General features: G+C 76.6%; 25 protein-coding genes. 14 read left to right on the forward strand and 11 right to left on the reverse strand.

Annotation, left to right across the window (positions count from 1 at the left end):
- The 6 genes from AB0C21_RS18020 to AB0C21_RS18045 form a co-directional block, all read left to right on the forward strand.
- Positions 1–1,307, forward strand: a 1,307-nt coding sequence (locus tag AB0C21_RS18020; RefSeq protein ID WP_500205345.1) for a sensor histidine kinase, incomplete at its 5' end; no start/stop codon positions are given.
- On the forward strand, positions 1,304–1,969 hold the full coding sequence (locus AB0C21_RS18025) for a response regulator (RefSeq protein WP_500205347.1): 666 nt from the start codon (positions 1,304–1,306) through the stop codon (positions 1,967–1,969). The genes AB0C21_RS18020 and AB0C21_RS18025, both read left to right, overlap by 4 nt.
- Before the next feature lie 95 nt (positions 1,970–2,064).
- Positions 2,065–2,787, forward strand: a complete 723-nt coding sequence (locus AB0C21_RS18030) for an RNA polymerase sigma factor (RefSeq protein WP_500205348.1) — start codon at positions 2,065–2,067, stop codon at positions 2,785–2,787.
- Positions 2,784–3,617, forward strand: coding sequence for a methylated-DNA--[protein]-cysteine S-methyltransferase (locus tag AB0C21_RS18035; protein ID WP_500205350.1), 834 nt, complete (start codon positions 2,784–2,786; stop codon positions 3,615–3,617). Before AB0C21_RS18030 ends, AB0C21_RS18035 begins: the two co-directional genes overlap by 4 nt.
- A gap of 169 nt (positions 3,618–3,786) precedes the next feature.
- Positions 3,787–4,863, forward strand: a complete 1,077-nt coding sequence (locus AB0C21_RS18040) for an NAD-dependent epimerase/dehydratase family protein (RefSeq protein WP_500205352.1) — start codon at positions 3,787–3,789, stop codon at positions 4,861–4,863.
- A gap of 64 nt (positions 4,864–4,927) precedes the next feature.
- Positions 4,928–5,179 (forward strand): hypothetical protein, encoded by a 252-nt coding sequence (locus AB0C21_RS18045; RefSeq protein ID WP_149258392.1) that lies wholly within the window; start codon positions 4,928–4,930, stop codon positions 5,177–5,179.
- Between the two features lie 140 nt (positions 5,180–5,319).
- Here AB0C21_RS18045 and AB0C21_RS18050 read toward each other — a convergent pair whose 3' ends face one another.
- From AB0C21_RS18050 to AB0C21_RS18065, 4 genes are all read right to left on the reverse strand, one after another.
- Entirely contained in the window at positions 5,320–5,640 is a 321-nt protein-coding gene (locus tag AB0C21_RS18050; RefSeq protein WP_500205353.1) for a CDGSH iron-sulfur domain-containing protein, read from the reverse strand.
- Complete coding sequence (locus tag AB0C21_RS18055) at positions 5,615–6,316, reverse strand: HemK2/MTQ2 family protein methyltransferase (RefSeq protein WP_500205354.1); 702 nt, start codon at positions 6,314–6,316, stop codon at positions 5,615–5,617. The genes AB0C21_RS18050 and AB0C21_RS18055 overlap by 26 nt, the downstream gene beginning before the upstream one ends.
- A gap of 16 nt (positions 6,317–6,332) precedes the next feature.
- Complete coding sequence (locus AB0C21_RS18060; protein ID WP_500205769.1) at positions 6,333–7,415, reverse strand: iron-containing redox enzyme family protein; 1,083 nt, start codon at positions 7,413–7,415, stop codon at positions 6,333–6,335.
- A gap of 104 nt (positions 7,416–7,519) precedes the next feature.
- Positions 7,520–8,794 carry a carboxylate-amine ligase gene (locus AB0C21_RS18065; protein ID WP_500205355.1) on the reverse strand — a complete coding sequence of 425 codons (1,275 nt, stop codon included), beginning with the start codon at positions 8,792–8,794 and terminating at the stop codon, positions 7,520–7,522.
- Between the two features lie 181 nt (positions 8,795–8,975).
- Here AB0C21_RS18065 and AB0C21_RS18070 point away from each other — a divergent pair, with 181 nt between their 5' ends.
- Positions 8,976–9,569, forward strand: a complete 594-nt coding sequence (locus tag AB0C21_RS18070) for a cysteine hydrolase family protein (protein WP_500205356.1) — start codon at positions 8,976–8,978, stop codon at positions 9,567–9,569.
- 7 nt (positions 9,570–9,576) lie between these two features.
- Positions 9,577–10,530, forward strand: a complete 954-nt coding sequence (locus AB0C21_RS18075) for a GlxA family transcriptional regulator (protein ID WP_500205357.1) — start codon at positions 9,577–9,579, stop codon at positions 10,528–10,530.
- A 72-nt stretch (positions 10,531–10,602) separates the two neighbouring features.
- Here the strand turns inward: AB0C21_RS18075 and AB0C21_RS18080 are convergent, their stop codons facing one another.
- Together AB0C21_RS18080 and AB0C21_RS18085 are read right to left on the reverse strand one after the other, a co-directional pair.
- Positions 10,603–11,367 (reverse strand): sulfite exporter TauE/SafE family protein, encoded by a 765-nt coding sequence (locus tag AB0C21_RS18080; RefSeq protein ID WP_500205358.1) that lies wholly within the window; start codon positions 11,365–11,367, stop codon positions 10,603–10,605.
- 129 nt (positions 11,368–11,496) lie between these two features.
- Positions 11,497–13,152, reverse strand: coding sequence for a tetratricopeptide repeat protein (locus tag AB0C21_RS18085; protein WP_500205359.1), 1,656 nt, complete (start codon positions 13,150–13,152; stop codon positions 11,497–11,499).
- Between the two features lie 40 nt (positions 13,153–13,192).
- Here AB0C21_RS18085 and AB0C21_RS18090 point away from each other — a divergent pair, with 40 nt between their 5' ends.
- Positions 13,193–13,348 carry a hypothetical protein gene (locus tag AB0C21_RS18090; RefSeq protein ID WP_500205361.1) on the forward strand — a complete coding sequence of 52 codons (156 nt, stop codon included), beginning with the start codon at positions 13,193–13,195 and terminating at the stop codon, positions 13,346–13,348.
- Positions 13,349–13,444: 96 nt separating this feature from the next.
- Positions 13,445–14,236, forward strand: a complete 792-nt coding sequence (locus AB0C21_RS18095) for an alpha/beta fold hydrolase (RefSeq protein WP_500205362.1) — start codon at positions 13,445–13,447, stop codon at positions 14,234–14,236.
- 90 nt (positions 14,237–14,326) lie between these two features.
- On the opposite strand, the gene AB0C21_RS18100 is transcribed toward AB0C21_RS18095, so the two are convergent.
- Positions 14,327–14,950 carry an IMPACT family protein gene (locus AB0C21_RS18100; RefSeq protein ID WP_149258380.1) on the reverse strand — a complete coding sequence of 208 codons (624 nt, stop codon included), beginning with the start codon at positions 14,948–14,950 and terminating at the stop codon, positions 14,327–14,329.
- Between the two features lie 78 nt (positions 14,951–15,028).
- The gene (locus tag AB0C21_RS18105) at positions 15,029–15,808 is read right to left on the reverse strand and encodes an HAD-IIA family hydrolase (protein WP_500205364.1); all 780 of its coding nucleotides are present in this window, start codon (positions 15,806–15,808) and stop codon (positions 15,029–15,031) included.
- 189 nt (positions 15,809–15,997) lie between these two features.
- On the opposite strand from AB0C21_RS18105, the gene AB0C21_RS18110 reads away from it, so the two are divergent.
- Entirely contained in the window at positions 15,998–17,752 is a 1,755-nt protein-coding gene (locus AB0C21_RS18110) for a class I adenylate-forming enzyme family protein (protein WP_500205366.1), read from the forward strand.
- 7 nt (positions 17,753–17,759) lie between these two features.
- Complete coding sequence (locus AB0C21_RS18115) at positions 17,760–18,179, forward strand: RidA family protein (protein ID WP_149258378.1); 420 nt, start codon at positions 17,760–17,762, stop codon at positions 18,177–18,179.
- Positions 18,180–18,257: 78 nt separating this feature from the next.
- Here the strand turns inward: AB0C21_RS18115 and AB0C21_RS18120 are convergent, their stop codons facing one another.
- From AB0C21_RS18120 to AB0C21_RS18130, 3 genes are all read right to left on the reverse strand, one after another.
- A complete protein-coding gene (locus AB0C21_RS18120) occupies positions 18,258–18,833 on the reverse strand; it encodes a TerD family protein (protein WP_149258377.1) in 576 nt (191 codons plus the stop codon).
- Between the two features lie 143 nt (positions 18,834–18,976).
- Entirely contained in the window at positions 18,977–20,782 is a 1,806-nt protein-coding gene (locus AB0C21_RS18125; protein ID WP_500205368.1) for an acyl-CoA dehydrogenase family protein, read from the reverse strand.
- Positions 20,779–21,810 (reverse strand): ACP S-malonyltransferase, encoded by a 1,032-nt coding sequence (locus tag AB0C21_RS18130; RefSeq protein ID WP_500205369.1) that lies wholly within the window; start codon positions 21,808–21,810, stop codon positions 20,779–20,781. The genes AB0C21_RS18125 and AB0C21_RS18130 overlap by 4 nt, the downstream gene beginning before the upstream one ends.
- A 147-nt stretch (positions 21,811–21,957) precedes the next feature.
- Between AB0C21_RS18130 and AB0C21_RS18135 the strand changes: the two genes are divergently transcribed.
- A complete protein-coding gene (locus tag AB0C21_RS18135) occupies positions 21,958–23,016 on the forward strand; it encodes a 3-oxoacyl-ACP synthase III family protein (protein ID WP_500205371.1) in 1,059 nt (352 codons plus the stop codon).
- A 113-nt stretch (positions 23,017–23,129) separates the two neighbouring features.
- On the forward strand, positions 23,130–24,092 hold the full coding sequence (locus AB0C21_RS18140; RefSeq protein WP_500205372.1) for an SgcJ/EcaC family oxidoreductase: 963 nt from the start codon (positions 23,130–23,132) through the stop codon (positions 24,090–24,092).
- Positions 24,093–24,164: the final 72 nt, after the last annotated feature.

Raw genomic sequence — 24,164 nt, forward strand, 5'->3', positions numbered from 1 at the left:
GGCGGATCGCGGGCGGCGCGCGGTGGCCGCGCGGGCGGGCGGCCGACGCCCTGCTGGCGGCGGCGGTCCTGGTGGTGTCGGTGGCGATGAGCGAGGCGGCGGTCAAGCCCGGGGACCGGCCGCTGTGGCCGGGCGGGCTGGCGCTGATCACGGTGGCGGCGGCCGCGCTGGCGTGGCGGCGGAGCCGTCCGGTCGCGGTCCTGGTGGTCGCGGTGGTGGTGCCTCCCCTGTACTACCCGCTGGGGTACCCGGACGGGCCGGTCGCGGTGGTGCTGTGGCTGGCGCTGTTCAACGCGGCCGTGGAGTGCCGGCTGGCGGTGTCGCTGGGCGCGGTCATCGTCGTCAACGCCGGGTTCCTGGCGGCGGCGTCGCTGCGCGGCGGGGGCGGCGATCCCGACGCGGTCACCGACGCGCGCAGCGTGGCGTCGCTGTCGCTGGGGCTGCTGGTCACGGTGGCGGTCGGGCAGTACGTGCGCGGGCGCCGCGCCCTGGCCGAGGCCGCCGAGCGGCGCGCCGCCGCGGCCGAACGCGACCGCGAGGACGAGGCGCGGCGCCGCGCGGTGGCCGAGCGGCTGCGCATCGCGCGCGAGCTGCACGACGTGCTGGCGCACCAGATCTCGCTGATCAACGTGCAGGCCGGGGCGGCGCTGCACCGCCGCGACGACCCCGCCCGCGCCTATGCGGCGCTGGAGGCGATCAAGGCGGCCAGCAAGGAGACGCTGCGGGAGCTGCGCGGCGTCCTCGGCGTGCTGCGGCAGGTCGACGCGGCGGAACCGGACGGGGCCGGGGCGGCGGAGCGGCCGCCGGCGCCGCCGCCGTCGCTGGCGCGGGTGGGTGAGCTGCTGGACCAGACCGCCGCGGCCGGGCTGGCGGTGCGGCGGTCCGGCGACCTGCCCGAGCCGGGGTCGCCGGGGACGGCGGCGCTGGAGGAGCTGCCGGCGCCGGTCGGGCTGGCGGGGTACCGGATCGTGCAGGAGGCGCTGACCAACGCCGTCCGGCACTCGGGGGCCGCGGCGGTGACGGTCGAGGTGCGGCTGTTCCCCGGCGAGGTGGTCGTGCGGGTGGACGACGACGGCGCCGGCCCGGCCGAGCGGGCCGCGGACGGCAACGGGGTGCGGGGCATGCGGGAGCGGGCGGCCTCGGTCGGCGGTGAGCTGACCGCGGGGCCGGGCCCTGCGGGCGGGTTCCGGGTGTGGGCGCGGCTGCCGCTGGACGGCGCCGGCGACCCGCCGGAACCGCACCGGCCGGGCGGCAAGGGCGGGAAGGACGGGAAGAGCGCAATGGGCGAGACAGAGGAGAACGCGTGATCCGGGTGATGCTGGCCGACGACCAGACGCTGGTCCGGGCGGGGTTCCGGTCGATCCTGGAGGGCGAGGACGACATCGAGATCGTCGGCGAGGCCGGGGACGGGGAGCAGGCCGTCGCACGGGCCCGCGAGCTGCGGCCCGACGTGGTGCTGATGGACATCCGCATGCCCGTCCTGGACGGGCTGGAGGCCACCCGGCGGATCATCGCCGACCCGCGGCTGGCCGACGTCCGGGTGGTGATCTTGACGACGTTCGACCTGGACGACTACGTCTACGGCGCGATCAAGGCCGGGGCCAGCGGGTTCCTGGTCAAGGACACCGAGCCGCCCGAGCTGATCCACGGGGTGCGGGTGGTGGCGCGCGGCGACGCGCTGCTGGCGCCCACGGTGACCCGGCGGCTGATCGCCGAGTTCGCGTCCCGGATCTCCGCGCCGCCGCCCGCCGCCGAGCTCAGCTCGCTGACCGACCGGGAGCGCGAGGTGCTGGAGCTGGTCGCGGCGGGCCTGTCCAACGAGGAGATCGCGCGGCGGCTGGTGCTGTCGCCCGCCACCGCCAAGACCCACGTCAGCCGTATCCTGGCCAAACTCGGGGCCCGCGACCGCGCGCAGCTGGTGGTGCTGGCCTACGAGACGGGGATGATCCGCCCCGGCTGGCTGAGCTGACCGCACCGCCCGGCCCCGGCGAACGGCCCGATCCGGCCCGCCGCCGCACCGCCGCGCGGCTGCAACCGCGCCGGTCGCGGCGGTGTTGAACGGATGTGACGGTCACGGACGAAGCTCTCAACCGCGCCGCGGACACCGCGACGGGCGGCACCGGCGGCGGCGACACCGCGGGCGCGCGCGTCGCCGCCGCCCTCGCACGCGACCTCGACGACGGGTTCGCCGCCCTGTACGAGGCGTACCGGGGCGCGGTGTTCTCCACGGCGCTGCGGCTGTGCGGGCGGTGGGCCGAGGCCGAGGACCTGTCCGCCGAGGCGTTCCTGCGCGCCTACCGCGCGCTGGCCGGCTACGACGCGGGACGGATCGCCGGGCTGAAGCCCCGGGCCTGGCTGCTGACGATCCTGACCAACGTGTGGCGCAACAGCCTGCGCTCGGCCTCGCGGCGCCCGGCGGCGGCCCCCATCGAGGACGCGCCCGACCCGCCCGACCCCGGCGAGGGCGTGGAGGACGCCGCGACCCGCCGCGAGACAGGCCGGGAGCTGGCCGGGCTGCTGGCCCGCCTGCCCCACCAGCAGCGCGCCGCGGTCGTGCTGCGGCACGTCACCGACCTGCCCGTCGCCGAGATCGCCACCGTCCTGGGCCTGCCCGAGGGCACCGTCAAGTCCCACATCTCCCGCGGCCTGGCCCGCCTGCGCGACCTGCGCGCCGCACCCGACCGCACCCCGACCGACCAGGCAGACCAGGCAGACCAGGCCGGCCCCGGCCGCGCCGCACCCGGCCGGACCGCAGCCCACCCCGAGCAGAAAGGGGGCCACCGATGAACCGCACCGATCCCGCCGGCGGCACGCCCGACCCGCTGGCCGGCGACCTCGACGGGCACCGCGACCCGGCCGGCGAATGGGCGGGCGGCCTGGCGGGCGAACTGGCGGGGCTCGCCGCCGACGCGCCCCCCGCCCTGCTCGACCGCATCGCCGCCCGCCGCGTCCACGTCCCCGGCCCCCTGGAGGGCCTGCAGGTCGCCTTCACCGACCACGGCGTCGCCTACCTGCGCGCCGGGATGGACGACCGGGAGTTCGCCGCGGCGTTCCGCGCCCGCTTCGCCCGGCCCCTGCTGCCCGCCGAGCGCCCCCCGGCCGGGCTCGTGCCCGCCCTGCGCACCGGCCGGCTCGGCCCGCTGCGCCTGGACCTGCGCGGCCTCAGCGACTTCGAGGCCGCCGTGCTGCGCGCCGCCGCGCGGATCCCGCGCGGGCAGACCCGCCCGTACGCGTGGGTGGCGCGGCAGGCCGGGCGGCCCAAGGCCGTGCGCGCCGTCGGGTCGGCGCTGGGCCGCAACCCCGTCCCGCTGCTGATCCCCTGCCACCGCGTCACCCGCTCGGACGGCTCACTCGGCGACTACGTCTTCGGCGCCGGCGCCAAGGAGCGGCTGCTGCGCGCCGAGGACGTCGACGTGGAGGAGGCGGCCGAGCTGGCGCGGCGCGGCGTGCGGCTGGTGGGCTCCGACACCACCGGGATCGTGTGCTACCCGACGTGCGGGGACGCGCGCCGGATCACCCCCGGCCACCGGCGCGGGTTCCGCGACCTGGCCGCCGCGCGGGCCGCCGGGTACCGGCCGTGCCTGCGCTGCCGCCCCGGCGAACCCCAGCCCGCCTGACCCGGCGCGCTCCCCCGCCGGGCGGCACCGCCGGGCGGCACCGCCGGGCGGCACCGCCGGGCGGCACCGCCGGTGCGGCGGTGGGCATACATCGGCGCGGGACGGGAATGGGGCCGTCCACCTGCGGGGACGATCCCCGGAGGTGGACCGCCGACGAGGGGGGATCGCCATGCGCGTCGTCGTCACCGGCGCCACCGGCAACATCGGGACCAGCACCGTCCGCGCGCTCGCCGGGGACCCGGCCGTCACCGAGATCGTCGGGCTGGCCCGCCGCGACCCCGGCCCCGGCGGCGCCCGCGAGGCCGACCCCGAGGGGACCGGCAAGCTGCGCTGGGCCGAGGCCGACGTCACCGACACCGACCTGGTCCCGCTCCTGCGCGGCGCCGACGTGGTCGTCCACCTGGCGTGGCTGTTCCAGCCCACCCACCGGCCCGCGGTCACCTGGGACTCCAACGCCGTCGGCAGCGCCCGGGTGTTCGACGCCGCCGCCAGCGCGGGCGTGCCCGCGCTGGTGTACTCCTCCTCCGTCGGCGCCTACTCCCCCGGCCCCAAGGACCGCGCGGTCGACGAGTCCTGGCCCACCCACGGGTGGCCCGAGGCCGCCTACAGCCGCGAGAAGGCCTACGTCGAACGGCTCCTGGACGCCTTCGAGACCGCCAACCCGCAATGCCGGGTCGTGCGGCTGCGGCCGGGGTTCGTCTTCGAGCGGCAGAGCGCCGGCGAGCAGCGCCGCCTGTTCGCCGGGCCGCTGCTGCCCGGCCGCCTCGCCCGCCCGGGCCTCATCCCGGTCGTGCCGGACCTGCCCGGCCTGCGGCTGCAGGTCCTGCACTCCGCCGACGCCGGGCAGGCGTTCCGGCTCGCCGCCACCGGCGAGGCCCGCGGCGCCTTCAACCTCGCCGCCGAGCCCGTCCTGGACGCCGCCGAACTCGCCGACCTGCTCGGCGCCCGGACCGTGCGGCTGCCCGCGCGGGGCGTGCGCGCCGCGATCGCCGCCGCGTGGAGCCTGCACCTGGTGCCCGCCTCGCCCGCCCTGTTCGACCTGGCCCTGCAGATCCCGCTCATGGACACCACGCGGGCCCGCGACGAGCTCGGCTGGACGCCCCGGCACACCTCCCGCGAAGCGATCAGCGAGTTCCTGGAGGGGCTGCGCACCGGCGCCGGCCGCGGCACCCCGCCGCTGGCCCCGGGCACCGGCGGCCGGATGCGCGGCCACGAGATCGCCACCGGCGTCGGCCAGAAGCCCTGACCGCCCCGCCACGTCCGACAGCCGCCACGTCCGACCGCTCCCGACCAGATCCGGAGGTCACCCGATGCCGACGATCACACCCGAGCACCTGCACACCCTGCTGGCCTCCAGCGACCGCGACGCCGCCCTCGTCGTCGTCGGGGGCCGCGCCGCCGTCGTCCCCACCGACCCCGGGCGCGGCGAGGGCCCCGAGGAGGCCATGGTGATCACCACGAGGGAGGCCGTGATCGCCGAACTCGACACCGGCGCCAACGAGGAGCAGATCGAGGCCCTCGCCCAGCGCCTGGACACCGCGCTGGAGAGCCTCGGCGGCTGACCGCCGCCGCTCACGCGCCCGCCCCGGATCCGACCGCCTTCACGACGACGCCTGGAAGACGCCGCCGCCCGGCGCATGGCCGTGCGGCGGCGTGCCGTGCGGCGAGGAGTCTCAACGACCGCGGTCCGGCGCCGTTCCGCTCAGTCGTCCTCGCGCTCGGCCGCCGCGCCCGGCCGGTCGCGGCGGCGCCGGCGGTGGCTGGTGTCGCAGAACGGGTAGGAGCGGCTGCGGCGGCACGCGCACAGCGCGACCAGCCACCGGTCCGACACCACCGTCGACCCGTCCTCCAGCACGACCTCCACCGGGCCCTCCACCAGCACCGGCCCGCCCGGCACCATCCGCACCCGGCGCGGCTCCCGGCCGCCGGCCCCGCCTCCGGGCGGGCCCGCCGCACCGGCCGCGCCCGCGGCGGGCCCGGGCGGTGCGGCGGGCGCCTCAGGCGGCCGCCCGGTCGCGGTCATCGCGCGCCTCCTCCCCGATCCGGTCGGCGCGCACCACCACCAGGTCCTCGTGCCGCTGCCCGGCGACCAGCAGCCCCCGCGACCGCAGCGCGCCCGCGCGGCGCCGCATCACCGGCCCGAACGGCTCGCGGTGCCGCGCCACCACCGACGCCCGCATCCCCGCGTCCCGCAGCCCCACCAGGGTGGCCGCCACCCCGTTCAGCGCCGAATGCACCACCAGCAGCGTCCCCGACGGCGCCAGATGCCCCGGCGCCTGCGCGCAGATCCGGTCCAGCAGCGCGCGGCCGTCCGGCCCCGCCTCCCACGCCCGCGCCCGGCCCCGCACCGACGCCGGGTCGGCCTCCCCCGCCACGTACGGGGGGTTGGCCACGATCACGTCGAACTCCTCCCCCGCGACCGGCGCGAACAGGTCCCCGCGCAGCACCCGCACCGGCAGGCCCCGCATCCGCGCGTTCACCCGCGCCGCCAGCACCGCCTGCGCCGAGGCGTCCACCGCGACGACCTCGCAGCCGGCCCGCGCCGCGGCCAGCGCCACCGCGCCCGTCCCGGTGCCGAGCTCCAGGACCCGCGCCCCCGGCGGCGCCCCCGCCCGCGCCAGCGACGCCAGCAGCGCCCGGGTCAGCAGCGAGGTGTCGGTCTGCGGCCGGTACACGCCCGGCGGCCTGAACAGCATCATCGGCCTCCTCGCCCCTTCACCCGGCCACCGGCGCGTCGGCCGGCGCGTCGGCGAGCGGGCGCCGCAGCGCCGAGCGCCCCGCCCGCCAGCAGCCCAGCAGGTGGTCGCCCAGCCGGTCCTCCAGCAGGCCCGTCGCGCGCACGCCCAGCACCACGTCCCCGGCCAGGCCCGGCTCGGCCTCCAGCAGCCCGCCGATCACCTCGTGGCGCAGCACCTGCTCGTGGACGGCGTCGGCCTCGATGTGCTCGGTGTAGAACAGCCGCGCCCGGGGGCCGGCGCCCAGCCGCTCCAGCGCCCCCGCCATCCGCCGCGCCGCGGGCGCCGTGGTGATCTCCGCCGCGGCGAAGTGCCCCACCAGCGCGGCCCGCAGCGACCGCCGCAGCCCGAACAGCGACATCATGTTCACCGTCGCCAGCATCACCGCCGGCGCCGCGTCCACGTACGCGCCGTAGGAGGGGTCCAGCCCCAGGTCGTCCAGCAGGTCGGCGTACAAGCCCTGGTGCGTCATCTCCGGGCGCCCGCCGCCGAACTCGTCGTTCTCCACCGCCACCAGCGCCGCCTTGGCCCGCCCCCGCAGCCGCGGGATGACCCAGGCGTGCGGGTCGGCCTCCTTCAGGTGGTACACCGACCGCAGTGCCGCGTGCTCGCGCACCTGCCACCACGCGCCCTCGTCGCGCAGGTGATGGGACACGCCGCGCGCGCCCACCGGCTCGACCAGCAGCTCCTCCAGCGCGCCCTGCACGTCCCGGGCCGCCTCCGGGCCGGCCGTCCGCCACACGTCGCGGCGCAGCGCCGCCAGGAACACCGCCTCCATCGCCCCGCGCAGCCGCAGCAGCCCCGGATCCCACTCCCAGTCGGGGTCCACGCCGGCGAAGCCCTGGTAGTGCAGCTCGTAGCAGGTGTGCAGGGCCAGCTGCAAATCCTCGCCGTAGGGGTCGCAGGCCTGCGTCTCGGCGACCAGCCCGGCGGTCCGCGGCGTGTCGGCGGGGTCGTGGACGGGGCCTGGGGGCGGGCCGGAGGCCAGAATGGCCGCCACGGCCCGCGACAGCGGCCCGCGCGGCGCCGGCAGCACCGGGGCGCGGTCGGCGCGGGCCCGCACCGGGCCGAGCGCGGCACCGGGCCCGAAGCCCGCCGCCGGGGCGGCCGCGCCGGGACCGCGGGAGGGCGGTCGTTCCTGCTGAACGGTCATTTTCTCCTCCGTCGTCAAGGGGCGTCCGGCTCCGGTACCCGCTCACTCGCGTCCCATACGCCCGGTTTCTCCCCTGGGGCCGCGCCGGGCGGCTCCCCCGGCCCCTCCGCCGCCCCGCCCAGCGGCCCGCCCTCCGTGCCCGGCCCCGCGCCCGCGGCCAGGCCGCCGGACTCGGTCTGGCGCGCCAGCATGGCCACCACCGCGCGCGGGCCGCCCCGCCGGGCCGCGCGGCGCTGCCGGTCCGTGCCCGTCCCCGCCCGGCGCACGCCCTCCACCAGCGTGAACACCGTGTCCAGGTCACCGGCGTCCTCCAGTGCCGGGGCCGCGCGGGCGACCATGGCGTCCACCAGCCGCCACGCCGGGACGGCCCGGCCCGCCACCGGGTCCACCATCGCGCCGTCCAGGCCGTGCCGGGCCGCGTTCCACAGCGCCGCCGCGCACACCTGCGCGTCCGCCCGCGGCGCCTCCCTGCCCGCCGAAAGCTCCGCCAGCGCCGCGCCGACCAGGCCCCGCACCAGCGCGGCCTGCAGCACCGCCTCGTCCGCGGTCGCCGCCGCGTCCCCGGCCCGCACCTCCACCGTCGGCCACCGCGGCGACGGCCGCGCCAGCCAGAACGTCATCGCCCGGTCCACCAGCGCCCCCGACTCCACCAGCGCCGCGACCCGCGCGTCGTAGTCGGCGGCCGACGCCGACCACGGCGGCACGCCCGCCCCCGGGAACCGCGCCATCTCCATCATCCGGCGCGCCGCGTAGCGGGTGGGGCGCCCGCGGTCGAACGGCGAGTTCGCCGCCAGCGCCACCAGCACCGGCAGCCACGGCCGCAGGTGGTTCACCACCGCCACCGCGGCCTCCCGGTCCGGGACGCCGACGTGCACGTGGCAGCCGCACGCCTGGTAGTCCTCGACCACGTCGCCGTAGGCGGCCACGATCGCCGCGAACCGCTCGCCCCGCGCGGCGGCCGGCGGATCGCCGCCCAGCACCGGCGTCCCCGACGACACCAGCAGCGCGCCCGCCGCGCGCGCCGCCTCCGCCAGCCGCGCCCGCCCGTACCGCAGCTGCGCGCGCAGGCCCGCCAGGTCGTGGCACACCCCGGTCACCGCCTCGACCTGCGACCCCAGCAGCTCGGTGTGGAACGAGCCGCCCGACGCGCGCCAGCGGTGCGGCCCGGCCCGCTCCAGGACGTCCTCGGCGTCCGCGACGCACTGCCCCGACGCCGCGTCCACCAGCAGGAACTCCTCCTCCACCCCCATGCTGACGCCCGGCGCGTGCCCCCTGCCGCCTCCGCCCATGCCGAGTCCCCCTCACTCGCGCAGACCCCCTCACCTCGGGGGATTCCCACCCAGAACGTCCCCTCCCTCCCCCGCCCGAGATCCTTTACCCCGTCCCCGCCCCGGCCGGTGACCGGATCGTTCCGCATCCCGCCGCGATGATGCCTGCCGGACGCCGCAGCGCCCGGCCAGGATCGACACCATGAACCGCGCACTCCTCGTCATCGACGTCCAAGAGTCCTTCCGCCGCCGCCCCAACTGGGACGCGGTCTCGGCACCCGACATCGCCGCCCGCGCCGCGCGCCTGGCCGCCGCCGCCCGCGCCGCCGGCGACCTGGTCGTGTGGGTCCTGCACGCCGAACCCGGCACCGGCAACGCCTTCGACCCCGCGCTCGGCCACGTCCGCCTCATGGACGGCCTGGCCCCCGCGGCCGGCGAGCCCGTCATGACCAAGACCTCCCGCAACGCCTTCACCACCACCGGCCTGCAGCAGTTGCTCACCGAGCGCGGCGTCGGCGAGGTCGTGATCTGCGGCATCCAGACCGAGCAGTGCTGCGAGACCACCGCCCGCCTGGCCGCCGACCTCGGCTACCGCGTCACCTTCGTCACCGACGCCACCGCCACCTTCCCCATCGAGCACCGCGACGCCCCGCCCGGCCGCCCCCTCGCCGAGATCCTCGCCGACCCCGCCACCCTGCCCACCGACCAGATCATCGCCCGCACCGAGTACGCCCTGGCGCGGCGGTTCGCCGAGATCGCCTCCCTCGACGACCTCGCCCCCGCCCCGGTAGGCTGACCGGATCGTGACCCGCGTCGTCTTCCTGCTCGTGCCCGGCCTGCACCTGCTCGACCTGGCCGGGCCCGCCCAGGTGTTCGGCACCGCCGCCGACGCCGGCCTGCCCTACCGGCTCGCCTACGTCGCCGACCTGCCCGCACCCGGCAGCGGGCAGGAGACCCGCCCCGCCGACGCGCCCGTCACCGTGCCCACCGCGCAGGGCGTCCCCCTCCAGGCGCCCACCGCCTGGCCCGCCCTCACCGCGGACGACATCGTCCTGGTCCCGGGGTGGCGCTGGGGCACCGGCGAACCCCACGCCCCGCCCGTCTCCGCCCACGCCGCCCGCCGCCTGGCCGGCCACCACGCCGCCGGCGGCACCGTCGCCTCCGTCTGCGCCGGAGCGTTCGCCCTCGCCCACGCCGGGCTGCTCGACGGGCGCCGCTGCACCACCCACCACGAACTCCAGGACGCCCTGGCCCGCCGCCACCCCCGCGCCACCGTCGTCCGCGACGTCCTGTACGTCACCGACGGCCGCGTCATCACCTCCGCCGGCATCGCCTCCGGCATCGACCTCGCCCTGCACCTGGTCGCCTCCCGGCACGGCCCCGGCGCCGCCGCCCGCACCGCCCGCGCCATGGTCGTGTACGCGCGCCGCAACGGCGACGAGCCCCAGGCCAGCGCGCTGCTCCGGCACCGCGCGCACGTCAGCGACGCCGTCCACCGCGCCCAGGACCTCATCGACGCCCGCTACACCCGCACCCTGCCCCTGCACGTCCTGGCGGCCGAGGCCGGCGTCAGCGAACGCACCCTCACCCGCCGCTTCACCGCCGCCACCGGCCTCACCCCGCTGCGCTACCAGCAGGAGCTGCGCCTCGAACGCGCCGAGCACCTCATCGGGCAGGGCGCCACCACCGACGCCGCCGCCCGCGCCGTCGGCTTCACCGACGCCCGCATGCTCCGCCGCCTGCGCGCCCGCACCTGACCCGCCCACGCCGCGACGGGGCTTGGCCGGGCCCCGCCGACCGCCTGCTCTCCCCGCCGCCCACCGGACGACTCAGCCGCGCAGCGCCACATACGGCGCCAGCACCAGCAGGCTCACCACCAGCGCCGCCTTCAGCGCCCCCGCCGGCACCGCCCGGGCGATCACCCACCCCGCCAGCACCCCCGCCAGCTCCGGGACGCCCACCACCGCCGCCAGCGGCCAGTCGACCGCGCCCGCCGCGACGTACCCGACCGTCCCGGCGCCGGCGATCACCACCGACTGGGCCTGCGCCGCGGCCAGCGCCGACAGCACCGGCACCCCCAGCCCCACCAGCAGCGGCACGCACAGCATCGGCCCCCCGACCCCGAACATGGCGCCCGCCGCCGCCACTCCCGCACCCGCCGCCGCGGTCACCGGCCACCCCGGCCCGCCCGCCGCGGACCCCCGCCCGCCCGGACGCCGGACCAGCACCAGCACCGCCGTCACCGCGACCAGCGCCCCCAGCAGCATGCCGAACACCCGGCCCGTCACCAGCCCGTTCAGCACCACCCCCACCGGCGTCCCGGCGGCCGCGCCCGCGCACAGCAGCACCGCCGTCCGCCGCGTCCGCGGCTCGCGCAACTGCCCCGACCGCGTGTACACCGCCGTGCCCAGCACCCCCGTCGCGACGTTGGTGACCAGCGCCGTGCCCGCCACCTGCGCCGGAGACAGCGGCGTCAGCGCCACCAGCCCCGCGGTGACCAGCACCCCGCCCGGTCCCACCGCCGTGATCCCGACGCCCGCGGCCACCGCCAGCAGCACCAGCCCCGCCACCACCCCCGGATCCAGCCCCGTCACCGGCCCGCCCTCCGCAGCGCCGCCGACGCGCCCTGGCCCGCCCTGAACCGGTCTGGAGTGCCCATCCTCGACATTCTGCGAGTTCCCGAACCCCGGTCAACGAACGGCCGATGAAGCGGGAACCCGCGCTCAGGGCGTCCCGCGTGGGAGATTCCAGTCGGCGTACGGGTTGACGAAGAGACGGATGTGCTTGCGGTGGCCGCCGAAGTCGTTCACGGCGGTCATCAGGGCCCGCCAGCCGTCCTCCGTCGCGGGGTACAGGTCATCGAGGAACGAGAACTCGACTTCGCCCCTGCTGTTCACGGACGCGTCGAAGTACGCGCCTATGCCGTGCTCGTCGCGGACGTCCCAGTGGTACCCGGGGGTCACCCGCACCTCATACGGCCCATCGTCGCCGATCCGCTGCTGCAGCTCGGTGTGAAGGTGGTCCCGGAGCGTGCGGATGGTCGCGGGCTTCGGCAGTTCACCGCCGGGGACGCTCGGGACGGCACCGGCGTCGCGGAGGGCCGCGGCCAGCCGGGCGTCGGCGTCCCCCTCGGGGTCGGGGACGCGGCCTCGTTCCCATTCCTTGATGGAGTACGGCACGGGACCGAGGTCACGGCCTACGCGGAGGTCGTACAGCGTGCTCGTCAGCAGGTCGATCGAGCGCAGCTCCGGATCGGTCGCGCGGTCCCGCCGGAGTGCCGCCAGCCGTTCGGCCGCCCGGGGGTCTCCTCCGGCGGCGCGGACGCGGAGGAGGGCGAGCGCCCCGTCGATGTCGCCGGCGCCGATGGTCCGTTCGACCATGGCGGCGGCCTCGTCGGGGGACGCGCGCACGACCTCGATGCGCTCCGGCCGGGAAACGAGGTCGACGAGGTGCTCCTCCGCCCTCGGTCGGCAACAGCGACGCAGGACGGACAGGGCCTCGTCCAGCGCGCCGTCCCGGACGGCCATCAACTCGACCAGGCAGGACGTGGTGAACTCGTCGGCCGCGGTGGGGTGGTCCCGCAGAACGCGCATGGCGTCGTCCATCCGGCCGCTCTCCAGAAACAGGCCGATCAGGGGGCCCGCGTCGTAGTCGTTCAGGGTCCCGGACTGCAGGCGGTACGCCTCGGCGGCCCCGGCGGCGTCACCCAGTCTGCGGCAGAAGTCCACGAGCCGGTGCGCCGCCTCGGGGCTCCGTTCGGCGAAGGCGCGAAGCAAGGGGATCGCCTCTCTGTAGCGGCTCTGACGTGCCATCTCCGCGACCATGAGTTCGGCCGAGGCGTAGCCGACCCGGTCCGGATGCTTCCGGACGGCGAGGTCGGCCAGCTTCCGGTACCCCTTGTCGCGCAGGGCGAGGATGATCCGGTCCGACACGTAGCCGCCGCCGGAGGACACGTGGGCGCGCAGGTCGCTGCCGCGGTCCCGTTCGAGCAGCCACATGACCATGCGCTCGGCCGCGTCCGGATCACCGGCCCTGGCCCGTTCCCGCAGCTCGTCGGTCCTGTCATGGTCGGCCAGCAGGTACGTCAGCGAGCGGGCGGCCAGGGCCCGTTCCGCGGGCGACTCCGCACTTTCGGAGCAGTCGCGGAGCACGGCGATCGCGTCGTCCACCCGGTCCCGGGCCAGCAGCAGGTCGGCCACCTGCGCGGCCGCGGCCGCATCGGCGATCCCGTAATCGCGGAGGAGAGCCAGCGCGGCCGAGGAGTCATCACGTTCGACGTGCTCGGCGGCCAGGCCGTCGACACGGCTGCGGGCGTCGACAGGGCTGTGGGCGTCGCCCGGCCGGAGTCTCGTACGGAGCCACTGCCACGAAACGGCCACAACCAGCGCCTCGCCTCACGTAGGTCCCGGCAATGACGCCATGGTAGGGGGCCGTACACGATCCGACACCGAGAGCAGGCGGACGGACGGGGCCGCCGCCGCCTACCGCCGTGCCCTGGACCTGGCCGCCAACGACGCCGAGCACCGCTACCTGGCCCGCCGCCTCAGCGAGACCGCCCCGAACGGGCGCGCCTGAAAAGTCGTCCCCCGGGAGGCATCCGTTCCGGCGCGGCGCGTTCGTCGGTTGGAAAGAACGGCCGCACAAGGCCGGTCACCTGGGAAGGAACCCTTCATGGAAACCATGCACTCCAAGGACGGCACCAGCATCGCGATCGAACGGACCGGCGAGGGGCCCGCCCTGGTCCATGTCGGCGGCGCCCTCAACGACCGCGGTTCCGGGGCCGCGGTCGCCGGGCTGCTGGCCCCGCACCACACCGTGTTCACCTACGACCGGCGGGGCCGCGGCGACAGCGGCGACACCCCGCCCTACGCCGTCGAACGCGAGATCGAGGACCTGGCCGCCGTCATCGAGGCCGCCGGCGGGTCCGCCGCGGTGTACGGGATGTCGTCGGGCGCCGTCCTGGCGCTGCGCGCCGCCGCGCACGGCCTGCCCGTCACCCGCCTCGCGCTGTTCGAACCGCCCTTCAACCCCGCCCACGACGAGCGGATCACCCACGCCCGCGCCTACAACACCGAGCTGACCGGCCTGCTGGCCGACGGGCGCCGCGGGGACGCCCTCGCCCTGTTCATGACCGTCGTCGGGATGCCGGAGGAGATGATCGGGCATATGCGGGGCGCGCCGATGTGGCCCGCGCTGGAGGCGCTGGCGCCCACCCTCGCCTACGACTCGGCGGTCATGGACGACGCCGCGACGGGCGCCGTGCTGCCGGAGGACCTGCTCGGCCGCGTCACCGTCCCGGCCCTGGTGCTGGACGGCGGCGACAGCCCCTCCTGGATGCGCGACATCGCCCGCCGCACCGCCGCGCGCCTGCCCGCCGGGACGCACCGCACCCTGGAGGGCCAGAACCACGACGTCGACCCGGCCGTGCTCGCTCCCGTCCTGGCCGAGTTCCTCAGCGGCTGAGCCGACGCTCCCGGCCGGGCGGCGCCGGGGCTCGGCCGGCCCCCGCCCCGCGGGCAGGGGCCCGCCGGGGGCGTCGCGCCGGCGGGCCGGTCACGGGACGGGCACCTCGATGTGGCCGGGCGCGCCTCGCCGCACCGACGCGCGCCCGGCGGTGACCTCCGCCGCCCACGCCTCGAACGCCTCCAGCTCGGTGACGGGCACCGCCACGTCGGCCTCCACGCCCGTCCCGTAGCGGACGTCGCCGGGCTGGTGCCCGCGGGCGTGCAGGTCGCCCAGAAACCGCCCCGCCAGCGCGTGGTCCACGGCGACGGTGAGCGTCACCACCGGGCGAAGCTCCACCACCCCGACGGCGTCGACGGCGTCGGCGACCGCCTGCCCGTAGGCGCGCACCAGCCCGCCCGCGCCGAGCTTGACCCCTCCGAAGTAGCGCGTGACGACCGCGGCCGTGCCGGTCAGCCCGCGCCGCAGCAGCACCTCCAGCATCGGGATCCCCGCCGTCCCGGCCGGCTCGCCGTCGTCGCTGCTCTTGGTGATCTCGCCGTGCTCGCCGACGACGTAGGCGGTGCAGTTGTGGGTGGCGTCGCGGTGCGCCCGCCGGTGCGCGGCGATGAACGCGGCCGCCTCGGCCTCGTCGGCTGCGCGGGCGAGCGTGCAGACGAACCGGGACCTGCGGATCTCCAGCTCAACCGAGCCGCCCTGTCTGATCGTGCGCATGGCGTCTGCGAGTCTACGGCCGCCCCGGGCCCGCCGCGCGGGACGCGGGGGCGCGGGGCGCCGGGGCGACCGGCGCGGTCAGACCAGGTCGATGAGGTCGGCGATGGACGCCACGACGCGGTGCGGGCGGAACGGGAACCGTGCGATCTCCTCCTTGCGGGTGACGCCGGTCAGCACCAGGACCGTCTCCAGCCCCGCCTCGACCCCGGCGACGATGTCGGTGTCCATGCGGTCGCCGATCATCGCGGTGCTCTCGCTGTGCCCGCCGACCACGTTCAGCGCCGTGCGCATCATCAGCGGGTTCGGCTTGCCGACGAAGTAGGGCTCCACCCCGGTCGCGCGGGTGATCATCGCGGCGACGGCGCCGCAGGCCGGCAGCGAGCCCTCCGGGGACGGGCCGATCGGGTCGGGGTTGGTCGCCACGAACCGGGCGCCGCCTTCGATCAGCCGGATCGCGCGGGTGATCTGGGAGAAGCTGTAGGTGCGGGTCTCGCCGAGCACCACGTAGTCGGGGTCGATGTCGGTGAGGACGAAGTCCGCCTCGTGCAGCGCCGTCGTCAGGCCGGCCTCACCGATCACGTAGGCCGAGCCCTCGGGCCGCTGGTCGGCCAGGAACCGGGCGGTGGCCAGCGCCGAGGTCCAGATCGCCTCCGCCGGCACGGCCAGCCCGGCCGCCGCCAGGCGGGCCGACAGGTCCCGCCGGGTGTAGATCGAGTTGTTGGTCAGGACGAGGAACGGTTTCCCCGACGCCGCCAGGCGGCGGATGAACTCCTCGGCCCCCGGGACGGGGCGGCCCTCGTGGACCAGGACGCCGTCCATGTCCGACAGCCAGTACTCGATCGGCTTGCGCTCGCTCATGTCCCCATTGTCGCAGGCAGGGATCTTCCGCAGGACCGTTCGCCCGGACCCGTTCCCCGAGGTCCGCGCGGCGCCGGGGCGTTGACCCGCGTGTGACGCGGGCCATACATTTTCCGGCACGGCGCACCGAATCGTGTTCGGCGGACGGGCCGCCCCGACGGTGCGCCGTGACCCCGCGGGAGGCGCGACGTGCAGGACCGGGATGTGCAGGACCGGGACGTGCAGGAGGCCGGGCGGCCGCTGCCGGGCATCGCCGAGGTCCGGGCGGCGATGACGGCGCCGGGGCAGCTGTTCGAGATGGAGGAGGTGCGGATCCGCGGCGTGCGGACCCGCGTCTGGAAGAACGCCCCGACCACCCTGCGCGACATCCTGGAGATCTCCCGCGCGCACGGCGGCAAGGACTTCCTGGTCTACGAGGACGACCGGCTCACCTTCGCCGGGCACTACGCGCGGGCGGCCGCGTTCGCGCGGCTGCTGGCCGACCGGTACGGGATCGCCAAGGGCGACCGGGTCGCGATCGCGATGCGCAACTACCCCGAGTGGTCGGTGGCGTTCTTCGGCGCGGCCGTCGCCGGCGCCGTCGTGGTCCCGCTGAACGCCTGGTGGAGCGCCGCGGAGCTGGAGTACGGGCTGGCCGACAGCGGCGCCAAGGTCCTGGTCGCCGACGCCGAGCGCGCCGAGCGGCTCGCCGGCGTGCTGCCGGAGCTCGGCGTGGTGTGCCTGGTCGCGCGGCCGGACGGCGCCGTTCCCGAGGGAATGGAGGCGTTCGAGGACGTCGTCGGCGACGGCGGCGACCCGGACGCCGCCTCCCTGCCCGAGGTGCCGCTCGACCCCGAGGACGAGGCGACGATCTTCTACACCTCCGGCACCACCGGCCGCCCCAAGGGCGCCCTCGGCACGCACCGCAACATCGCCGGCAACCCCGTCGGGCTCGCCTACGGGATCATGTCGGCGGGCGTGCGCGCCGGCCGCACGGTCGAGGAGCTCGCCGCGCCGCAGCCGCGCGTGACGCTGCTGAGCGTCCCGTTCTTCCACGCCACCGGCTGCCACTCGGTGCTGGTGACCAGCGCCCTGCAGGGCGGCACCGTCGTGCTGATGTACCGGTGGGACGTCCGCACGGCGCTTGAGCTGATCGAGCGGGAGCGCGTCACCGGGTTCGGCGGCGTGCCGACGATGGCCTGGCAGGTGCTGACCTCCCCCGACTTCGGCGACTACGACACCTCCAGCCTGACCGGCGTCAGCTACGGCGGCGCGCCGGCCGCGCCCGCCCTCGTCGAAAAGATCAAGGAGCGGTTGCCCGACCGGATGCCCGGCAACGGGTACGGCCTGACCGAGACCTCCTCGGTCACCACCTACAACGGCGGCGTGAACTACCTGGAGCGGCCCGAGAGCGTCGGCCCGCCCGTCGCGGTATGCGACGTCAGGGTCGTCGGGCTCGCCGGGGAGGACCTGCCGACCGGCGAGGTCGGCGAGCTGCTCATCAAGGGCCCCAACGTGATCAAGGGCTACTGGAACAGGCCCGAGGCGACCGCCGAGGCGTTCGTGGACGGCTGGTTCCACAGCGGCGACCTGGCCCGCCTGGACGCCGACGGGTTCGTCTACATCGTCGACCGCGCCAAGGACATGCTGATCCGCGGCGGCGAGAACATCTACTGCGCCGAGGTCGAGGCCGCCCTCTACGAGCACCCGGCCGTCGCCGACTGCGCCGTGATCGGCGTCCCGCACGAGGTCCTCGGCGAGGAGGTGGGCGCGGTGGTCGTGCCGCGGCCCGGCGCCGCGCTGACCGGCCGGGAGCTCCAGGAGTTCCTGGACGGGCGGATCGCCGCGTTCAAGGTCCCCGCGCACTTCTGGTTCCGCGCGGACGGCCTTCCCCGCAACCCCGGCGGCAAGATCCTCAAGACCCGGCTGCGCGAGGAGCTGCTCGCCCGCCCGCCGGTATCGTGATCTTGTGATGAGCGACGAACCGCGCCCCGCCAACCGCCAGATCGACGCGCCGGGCCTCGCGCCGGGTCCCGGATACAGCCACGCCGTCTCCGTCGACGTGCCCGGCCGGCTGGTGGTGGTCAGCGGCCAGATCGCGCTGGACTCGGCCGGGAACCTGGTCGGCCCCGGCGACCTGGAGGCCCAGACCCGGCAGGTGTTCGCCAACCTGGAGACCGCGCTCACCGCCGCCGGCGCCCGCTGGGAGCACGTCGTGCGGCTCGGGTACTTCCTGCGGGACGTGAGCGGGGTCGGGGTCGTGCGGGCCGTGCGCGCCGAGTTCGTCCCCGAGCACGTCGCGCCCGCCGCGTCGCTGGTCGAGGTGTCGCGCCTGGTCCGCGACGACCTGCTCGTGGAGATCGAGGCCCTCGCCGTCGTCCCCGCCCGCTGACCCGGCCCCCGCCCCTCCGGCAGGACGTGAAAAGGGGCGCCCCCGCGATGGGGGCGCCCCTTTTCACGTGCGGACAGATCAGACGTTGACCCCGAAGTCGGAGGCGATGCCCGACAGGCCCGAGGCGTACCCCTGGCCCACCGCGCGGAACTTCCACTCGGCACCGTTGCGGTACAGCTCGCCGAACACCATCGCGGTCTCGGTCGAGGCGTCCTCCGAGAGGTCGTAGCGAGCGATCTCGCTGTTGTCGGACTGGTTCACCACGCGGATGAAGGCGTTGCGGACCTGCCCGAAGCTCTGCTGGCGGCTGTCGGCGTCGTAGATCGACACCGGGAACACGATCTTGGCGACCTCGGCCGGCACGGCCGTCAGGTTCACCTTGATCGCCTCGTCGTCGCCCTCGCCCTCGCCGGTGAGGTTGTCGCCGGTGTGCTCGACCGACCCGTCGGGGCTCTTGAGGTTGTTGAAGAACACGAAGTGCTGGTCCGACAGGACCTTGTTCTCCGCCGAGCACAGCAGGGCGCTGGCGTCGAGGTCGAAGTCGGTACCGGTCGTGGTCCGCACGTCCCACCCGAGTCCGACCACGACGGCGGTCAGTCCGGGGGCCTCCTTGGTCAGCGAGACGTTGCCGCCCTTGCTCAGACTGACTCCCACTGTGTCTACCTCCGTATCGGCTGCGGGCGCCATCACCCGCGTTCGGTCTGTCTAACGAGAACGGTAGCCACCTTGCGCTGGTTCCCCCGCCTCCTTCGCGAATTAGGGGTGTGGCGTGCCGTTTCTTCCCGCGCCGGGGGCTTTCAGACCAGGAACGCGGCGGGCGCGGTGACGGGGGCGGGCAGCTCGAACGCGGCGGCCAGCTCCGCCGCGCGCGGCGCCAGCTCGTCGCAGGTGCGGCGCCGCGCGGCCCACACCTCGTCCAGGAACCCGGGCGGGACGACCCCCTCGTTGAGCAGGCCGGCCGCGCGGCGCTCCAGCCGGTCCAGGGCGTGCAGGCGCAGGACGGGCCCGAGCGCGCGCGGCCCGGCGCCGTCGGCAGCGGCGAGGATCTCCAGGATGACCCGGTCGGCGCAGGCGGTGGCGGTCCGAGCGGCCAGCGCGAGGTTGCCGTTCCAGGCGGTGAAGGCGTCCTCGCCGCCGCGCAGGGCCGCCTCGACCCGGCCCGCGAGCCGGTCGCGCATCCGGCGCTCGGCGTCGCGGGCCAGGAACAGCCACACGCGCGGGGAGTCCAGGTCGCCGTCGTCGGGCGGCCCGAGCCCGGGTTCGGGCGGGACGTAGCGGTCGAGGTCGGCCATCGCGCGGGCGGTGTCGTAGAGGATCAGCTCGTTGTCGCCGCCGGCGTTCTGGTAGGCGTGCGTGAGGCCCCGGTAGGCGTTGAGGCGCTCCACGGCGGCGAAGCCGGGGGCGCCGCTGTGCACCCGGCACGCCGACACCGTCTCCTGCGCCTGGACGGTCGCGGCCGCCTTCAGCAGCGCCAGGTCCCGGTCGACCGCCGACCACGGGGCCCAGGCGGTCGACGGGCCGCCCTCGGCGGCCGCGGCGCCTTCCGCGGCCCCGCCCGCCGCCGGGCCCGGGGTGGTGACGTGGGCGGCGACGGCGGTGAGGGCGTAGGCGGACGCGATCGCCCCGAGCACCGCCTCCTGCTGGTTGCGGTAGTCGGTCAGGGGCCGGCGCGGCGCGAGCCGGCCGAGGGTGGCGCGGCCCGCGGAGTGGGCCAGCAGCATCCCGGCCGCCGCCCGGGTGATCGCGGCGGAGGCGGAGATCACCGCCCGCCACACCGGCGGGGCGATGCCCATCGAGCGGGTCAGCCGCGCCGCCGCGGACCCCGCCGGGTCGTGGAAGGCCCCGTCGGCGCCGATGCTCGCGCCGTCGCGCAGCCACGCCTCGTAGGGGACGCGGACGTCCTCCAGGAGCACGGCGGCGTAGTCGACCTGCAGGCCGGTGGTCTCCGGCGCCGGGACGATCCGCACGCCGGGCGGGACGGCGCCGCCGGGCCCGCGCAGCGGGACCGCGAACACGAACACCCCGCGCTCCTCGCCTCCGTGGACGAGGGTGGCGTAGACGGCGGCGGTCTTGGGCAGGTCCGGGTGGGCGGTGTTGGTGGGGAACTTGGCGGCCCGGGCGTCCGGCGTGCTGAGCACGAACCCGCCCGTGGCGGGGTCGTGGCGGGCGACGGTGCGGGGCGACAGGTGGCTGTTGCTGCGTCCCACCTCGGTCATCAGCAGCGTCCCGAACGAGGCCATCGTCTCCAGGGACTCGCGCGCCCGCCGGGCCCCGTCCTGCCCGGCGCCGAACCGCAGGATCGGGCCGAGCGCGAGGGTGTAGTGCAGCAGCATCAGGTGGAACAGCGGCGGGTCGGCGACCGCGGCGCGCTCCAGCAGCGCGCACAGCGCCGGAGGGTCGGCCAGCAGCTCGCCGGCGGGCGGGGCGGCCAGCCCGGCGCGGCGCAGCCGCTCGTAGGTCAGCGCGTGCCGGTCGGGCGCGGTGAGCCCGCCCGGGACCGTGAAGAACTCCTCGGGGACGGCCTCCTCCAGGCGGGCGCGCGCCTTGGCGTCCAGGGAAGCGCCGTGCACGAACTGGCGCAGGTCCTCTGCGTCGGTGTTCACGCGGGGTCCTTTCGCTCGCCGGACGGGGTGGCGGCGGGGGCGGCCTTGCCGGTCAGGCCGTGGCGGGGGCGGTCGCGCAGCGGCGCCAGCGTCCGCACGTCCGGGACGGTCAGCCGCGCGCACTGGCACAGCGCGTTGCCGGCGCCGGCCTCGGCGAACACCGTCGCGCCCGCCGCGTGGACGGCGCTCAGGGCCTCGGGCAGCCGGACGGGTTTGACGATGCAGTCGGCCATGGCGCGGTGCAGGTCGTCGTCGTCGCGGTAGGCGCGGCCGCGCACCGGGGAGTGGACCGCGAGCTCCAGGGGCCGCTGCGGGAAGCCGCGGATCATGGCGTACCACTCGTCGTCGGCGCCGGCCATCGCCGGGTGGTGGGACAGGTAGGGCACGGCGAGCCGCACGGCGTTCACGCCCTGGCCGCGCGCGGCCTCCAGGACGGTGTCCAGCGGCCCGTCGGGCCCGGACACGACCGTGACATGCGGGGCGTTGAGGCAGGCGACGACCACCTCCGGGGCGCCCGCGGCGTCGATGCAGGCGAGGGTGCGGTCCTCGCCGGCCTCCAGCAGCCCCATGCCGCCGCCTCCGCCGTGCCGGGCCAGGACGCCGACCGCCGCGACGGCCATGCGGGCGCCGTCGGTGATCGCGAACGCGCCCCCGCAGACCAGCGCGGCGATCTCCCCGAAGCTCTGCCCGACCGCGAAGGCGGGGTGCACGCCGTGCGCCCGCAGGGCGCGGTCCACGGCGACGGACGCGGCGTAGCCGGCGAGCTGGGCGACGCCGGGGGTGCGGGCCGCCCCCCGGTAGCCGCCGGGATCGTCCATGAGGATCGAGCGCAGGCTCGGCCATCCGTGGCGGGGCAGGCCCTCCTGCACGGCGTCCAGGACGTCGGCGACGGCGCGGGCGGCGCCGGGGCCGGTGCGGGCCAGGGCGGGCAGGTCGGGTACGCCCGCCGCGCCGGTGCCGGGGAACAGGAATGCGCAGGTGTCGCCGGGTTCGAGCTCGTCGGCCGGACGGAACGGGGGTGCGGGCACGCGGGGTCTCCTTACCTTGAAGGAAGGCTGCCTTTTCTATTAAGCCAACGGCCGCTTATTACTCGGTTATGGACCAAAACCCTGAAATGGGATTATTCACTTATGGGATGGGGCTGACAACCATCAATGGGGCGATAGGGAGGACACATGACCGTGCCCGACGCGCACCGGACGTCCCCGGCGGACGGCGGCCGAGCAGCGCGCGACGGCGGGCGGGGGTGGACGATCCTCGGAACCGGCGCCCACCTGCCCCGCGAGGTCGCGCACAGCGCCGACCTGTCCCGCTCCCTGGGCCTGGAGCCGGACTGGATCGAGCGGCGCACCGGGATCGTGCGGCGGCACGTCGTCGCGCCCGGCGAGGCCGCCTCCGACCTGGCGGCGGCCGCCGCCGACGCGGCGCTGCGCGCGGCCGGGCTGCGGGCCGCCGACATCGGCCTGATCGTGCTCGGCACCTCCACGCCCGACGTGATCGCCCCGTCCACCGCCTGCCGCGTGCAGGCGATGCTGGGCGCCGGCCGGGCCGCCGCGTTCGACATCTCCGCCGCCTGCACCGGGTTCGTGTTCGGGTTGCAGACCGCGATCGGCTGGCTCGCCACCCAGCGCGGCTCTTCCCCCTACGTGCTGGTCATCGGCGTGGAGGTGTACTCGCGGTTCCTCAACCGCGCCGACCGCGCCACCGCCGCGCTGTTCGGGGACGGCGCCGCCGCCGCGGTCGTCGGCCCCGCCCCGGCCGGGCACGGCATCGGCCCGATCACCCTCGGGTCGGACGGCTCGGGCGTGGACGACGTGCTCATCCCCGCGGGCGGCAGCCGGCTGCCCGCCAGCGCCGAGACCCTCGCCGGGCTCGGCCACACGATCCACATGGACGGCCGCGCGGTCCGCGACTTCATCACCGCGGTCTTCCCCCGGCTGGTGGCCGAGGCGACCGAGAACGCCGGGGTCAAGCCCGCCGACCTGGCCCTGGTCATCCCGCACCAGCCGAACCCGCGGCTGGTCGCCTCGCTGGCCGGGGAGGCCGGGCTGGAGCCGGGCCAGCTGGCGATCGTCGGGGACGAGGTCGGCAACATCGGCGCCGCCAGCATCCCCTACGCCCTCGACCGGGCCGTGCGGACGCACCGGATCGGCCCCGGCGACCTGGTGCTGCTCGCCGGCTTCGGCGCGGGCCTGACCTGGGGGCACACCCTGCTCACCCTGCCGCCGCCCTGACCCTCTCATGCCTTGCCAGTTATATGCTGTTCCGGCTATGTTCGGTGGGGCGCGGGGCCCGGGCGCGGCGTCCGCGCGTCCGGGCCCGAACCACCGACGAGAGGCGAGGCGAGATGAGCACCGGCGACCCGCACGCACCCGACGGCACCGCCGCCCAGCGCGACGGGCGCGCCCTGCTGCGCTTCGAGCGCCGCCTGCGCCACCCGCCCGAGCGCGTCTGGAAGGCCCTCACCGACCCCGCCGAGCTGTCGGCCTGGCTCGCCGAGGCCGTCCTGGAACCCGCCGTCGGCGGCAAGTTCGAGCTGCGCTGGCTCAACGCCGGCGAAGCCGCCGAGGAGGCCACCGCGCGCGGCACCGTCACCGCGTTCGACCCGCCGCGGCTGCTGGAGCTGGACTCCGACCTGCACGGCCGGCTGCGCTGGGAGCTGGCGCCCGCCGCCGAAGGGACGCACCTGGTGTTCACCAGCGACGTCCAGCTGCCCGGCGAGTTCCTCATCCGCACCCTCGCCGGATGGCACCTGCACCTGGACTACCTCGCCGAGGCCCTCGACGGCGCCCGCGTCGACTGGGCGAACTGGACCACCGCCCGCTGGCAGGTCCACCACGACCGCTACGCCGAGCGGCTCGGCGCGCTGGAGGCCGTCCGCGACCTGTACCGGCGCGTCCTGGACGGCTGGAACGCCCGCGACGGCGCCGCGTTCGCCGCGCCGTTCCGCGACGACGGCGAGGCGATCGGGTTCGACGGCACCCTGCACTCGGGCCGCGGGCGGATCGCCGCGCAGCTGGACCGGATCTTCGCCGACCACCCCACCGCCCGCTACGTCGGCCTGGTGCGCGACGTCCGGCTGGTCGCCCCCGGCGCCGCCGTGCTGCGCGCCGTCGCCGGGATGGTCCCGCCCGGCTCGGCCGACCTGAACCCCGCCGCGAACGCGGTGCAGACCCTCACCGCGTCCCAGCTCATGGGCGAATGGCGGGTAGAGCTGTTCCAGAACACCCCGGCCGCCTACCACGGCCGCCCCGAGGAGGCCGAGGCCCTCACCGCCGAACTGCGCGCCCTGCTGCCCGGGAACGGCTGACGGCCGCCCCGCCGCGGGCACGCCGGACGGCGGACGGCCCGGAGCCCCTCGGGCTTCCGGGCCGTCCGCCGA

Origin of the sequence: Spirillospora sp. NPDC049024 (assembly GCF_040649235.1) — a bacterium.
Classification (GTDB): Bacteria; Actinomycetota; Actinomycetes; order Streptosporangiales; family Streptosporangiaceae; genus Spirillospora.